This is a genomic window from Spirulina sp. 06S082 (assembly GCF_034932145.1).
Taxonomy (GTDB): Bacteria; Cyanobacteriota; Cyanobacteriia; order Cyanobacteriales; family Spirulinaceae; genus CCY15215.
This window is the reverse complement of record NZ_JAYGHV010000458.1, coordinates 1-3,842: the sequence shown is the minus strand read 5'-3', so window position 1 is coordinate 3,842 and position 3,842 is coordinate 1. Positions and strand designations below refer to the sequence as shown.

General features: G+C 45.9%; 2 protein-coding genes and 2 pseudogenes. 2 read left to right on the top strand and 2 right to left on the bottom strand.

What is annotated here, in order from left to right; all coding sequences use genetic code 11:
- Window positions 1–124: 124 nt before the first annotated feature.
- Window positions 125–1,387 (top strand): annotated as a pseudogene (locus tag VB714_RS26860) (FMN-binding glutamate synthase family protein); the annotation flags it as partial.
- A gap of 441 nt (window positions 1,388–1,828) precedes the next feature.
- On the opposite strand, the gene VB714_RS26855 reads toward VB714_RS26860, so the two are convergent.
- Window positions 1,829–2,575, bottom strand: a complete 747-nt coding sequence (locus VB714_RS26855) for a Uma2 family endonuclease (protein ID WP_323228369.1) — start codon at window positions 2,573–2,575, stop codon at window positions 1,829–1,831.
- A 115-nt stretch (window positions 2,576–2,690) separates the two neighbouring features.
- Window positions 2,691–3,215: a M23 family metallopeptidase gene (locus tag VB714_RS26850; RefSeq protein WP_323228367.1), complete on the bottom strand. Its 525-nt coding sequence runs from the start codon at window positions 3,213–3,215 to the stop codon at window positions 2,691–2,693.
- Window positions 3,216–3,408: 193 nt separating this feature from the next.
- Between VB714_RS26850 and VB714_RS26845 the strand changes: the two are divergent.
- A pseudogene (locus VB714_RS26845) lies at window positions 3,409–3,842 on the top strand (hypothetical protein); the annotation flags it as partial.

Sequence of the window (3,842 nt, the reverse complement as noted above, 5' to 3'; positions counted from 1 at the left end):
TCTCAATCAATCAATCCTATCTAATTTACCAACTCCTGCTTTTTTGGTTGAGTTGGATAAACATGATGACAATAATTTACCATAAATCACTCTGTTTGACTATATTTTTAGTTAAACTTTACAATACCAAGGAGCCTACGCCGATATCCACGGTACCACAGAAGAACCCAGCACTCGATATATTCAACAACTTGCAGCCGACGGACTCTCCAAAACCGGGCATCACGGACCCGTCGCTGCAATGGGAGTCCCAGCTCCAGAATTGCCCCAGTGGGATCATTTGCAGTTTGTCACGGCTCAATTAGCACGCTTACCTTTGTTAGATGATACCGAAGTGGGAACGGAATTAACCATCGGACCCAAAGCCAAACAACCCTTAAAGCTAAGTTTGCCGATTTTTGTCTCGGATATGAGTTTCGGCGCTTTATCCGCAGAAGCCAAAATTGCACTGGCCAAAGGTGCAGAATTAGCAGAAACTGGAATCTGTTCCGGAGAGGGTGGAATGTTACCGGAAGAACAAGCCGCTAATAATCGTTACTTCTACGAGCTTGCTTCGGCTCGATTTGGCTTCTCAATGGACAAACTGATGCAGGTGCAGGCTTTTCATTTTAAATGCGGCCAGGGGGCTAAAACAGGCACAGGGGGACATCTACCAGGACATAAGGTAAAAGGAAGAATTGCTGAAGTCCGAGGTTTGCAAGAAGGAGAAGCAGCCATTTCTCCCCCGCGCTTCCCCGACTGGGAATCTGTAGATGATTTTCGCAATTTTGCCGATACGGTACGAGATACCACGGGAGGTATTCCCATTGGTGTCAAACTTTCCGCCCAGCATATCGAACAAGATATTGAAGCCGCATTGCGAATTGGCGTAGATTACATCATTTTAGATGGTCGAGGCGGAGGCACTGGAGCCGCGCCATTATTATTCCGCAATAATATTTCCGTCCCGACAATTCCCGCACTGGCCAGGGCGCGGAAATACCTCGATCGCCGGGGTGCAAAGGATGTCACTTTGATTATTACAGGGGGTTTGCGGACTCCGGCGGATTTTGCCAAGGCTTTAGCACTGGGTGCCGATGGCATTGCTGTTTCTAATGCTGCAATTCAGGCGATCGGTTGTCTGGGAATGCGTGCTTGTCACACTAATAACTGTCCGGTGGGAATTGCAACCCAAAAGGAGCATTTACGCCGCCGTTTGGTTATTGATGAAGCCGCAGCAAGGCTCAATCGCTTCTTCCGTGCCTCTACAGAGCTAATGCAGGTTCTGGCGCGAGCTTGCGGACATACGCACTTAAATCAGTTTTGCTCGGACGATTTGACCACTTGGGATCGGGATATGGCTTATCTTTCCGGCGTGCAGTATGCGGGTGCGATGCCTCTAACTTAGGATATTCGCTAGATCCGCCAAGGATTGAAAATCCCTTCTTACTTGGTTGGATATGGCGAGGAAACCTCGCCATCCCCCAAGCGCTGTCTCATACGAAAAATCCATTTCAATGGAAGTTAGGGAAACAAATCGGTAATTAAATTATCCTTCTTATCTCGATCCGCCAGGGATTGAAAATCCCTGTCTCATACGAAAAATCCATTGAAATGGATTAGGGTTGGCGGCGATCGCATTATTACCGAATTTAATCTTTAATTTTCATAAATAGATTAGGGTTGGCGGCGATCGCATTATTACCGAATTTAATCTTTAATTTTCATAAATAGATTAGGGTTGGCAGCGATCGCATTATTACCGAATGTAATCTTTAATTTTCAGCAACAAACTTTGGCGATGAGATCGGAGTGGAATAATGAGCAAGAAAGCGATCGCGCTCTAAAATTAGGGGAGACTTTCAGGATCGATACCGAGTTGTATGAGGCGATCGCGTAACTGTTGATTTTTCTTTCGTTCTTCCTCTGCGATGGCTTCTGCGCGATCGGCACGTTGTTTTTCGAGATACTTTTCTAATCGTTCGCGATCGCGTTGTTCGATCGCCTCAACAAATTCAATAAAACGTTCTCCATCGGGATGAAATAATGCTAACTCCCCCTCACTGGTCGTAAATCTTATCCCCAAAAGCGGACTTATCCATCCCTCCATCTGAGAGATTTCTTCCAACTTCTTCCCCCTTCTCAACCATCCTTGTAAGTGATTCTTTTTCGGATTGTAAAGGTAATATTCCTCAATTCCATGCTCTTGATAAAACTTAAACTTGGTCTCCATATCTTTCTTCCTATTCCCCGGAGATAGGATTTCAAAAGCCACTTGCGGGGCAACATTATCCTCTTCCCATTGCTTGTAAGAACCGCGATCTCCCTTGGGTCGTCCGAAAACCACCATCACATCGGGAGCTTGCTTTTTCGGTTTCTTTTGCGCTCGAATCTCTGATTGGGTCAACTGAACCGGATACCAGAGCAAATCGGCAGCGATAAAAACATCATCTCTGTCTTTAAACAGAGCATCGAGACCACCTTTAATGGTGAAAATTAAGCGTAATTGAATCGTATTATCAGCCAAGGGTTTGCCGTCGCTATCGGGATAGAGAAGTTCGTTTTCGATAGTAAGAGGAGAAAGTTGTTGTACCATGACCTCAAAGAAAGAATCAATACATCCGAATGCCCGCGATCGTCGAACTGGCAGAACTTTTGGGTACCCCCATTCTCACCACCTTTAAAGCCAAAACCCCCACCGATCGCCACAATTAATAGGGCAGAAATAACAGGGGATCCACCGGATCGCGACCATTGGGAAGAACTTCAAAATGTAAATGCGGTCCCGTACTATTGCCCGTACTGCCCATTTCTGCAATGGTTTGACCTTGACGCACGGTTTCGCCAACGCGGACGAAAAGACGTTGATTGTGACCGTAAACCGTGCGACTGCCATCCTCGTGTTGCAGGGCGATCGCATTGCCCAATCCCCAATCATCCCAGCCTGCCTTTATCACCGTACCATCCCCCGCCGCTAAAATTGGCGTACCCGTAGACCCGGCAATATCAAGGCCTTCATGGTAGCGGTGAAACCTCTGGGTAATTTCTCCTGCTGTCGGCCAGATAAAAATGGGGCGATCGTAGCCAGAGAAAGTTGACGTATCGCCACCAGGGAGACTATCCACGGGGCGATCGAGAGCCTGTCTAAGGGGAACCGCGATCGCCACGGCCATCGCGCTAAATAAACCCAATCCCATAAAACCCAACGAGAGCGATCGCACAAGCCAATTTTTCATCAAAAATATTTAACTAAATAGTAAACCGCAAATTTTCAACCCTGACAAGTTGACAAACACTCATGTTCCCATTATCTATCCAGCCGCGATCGCCAAATCTCAATAACTTGTAAAAACGTTAAATTTCGCCCAATTCCGCAAAAATGCCCCTATAGTGTTGACATTAATTAACCTTTCTGAATTACCGAGAAAGATGTCAACTGTAATTGTTACGCAAGATACGGTTTTTAAAACCCAGCCTGTTCAATCCAGTGCTTTGAGCGTATCGGAAAAAATTCCCATCGCGAAAGGTAATGAATATGGCGTTAAATTGGCCGATAAAGAGGGCAGTCACTACAAACTCACGTTAGACAATGAACTGGTCGGACGCAAAGTTTGGTATGCCTTTGAAGGTCATATTCAAGTCGTGGAAGCGGCTACCCTCGTTATCACTCAAGATACCATTTTTAAAACTAAGCCAATTCAATCTTCAGATTTGTCGGACTCGGAAAAAACTCAAGTTTCTCAACGAGAAATAGCCATTAAGAGTTTTGAAGATGTTGGCTCTCACTTGAAAGTCGTTCTTCTCAATCCCATTAACGATCGCGCCGAATGGTATGTTTTCGAGGGTCACATCGATACCTTAAG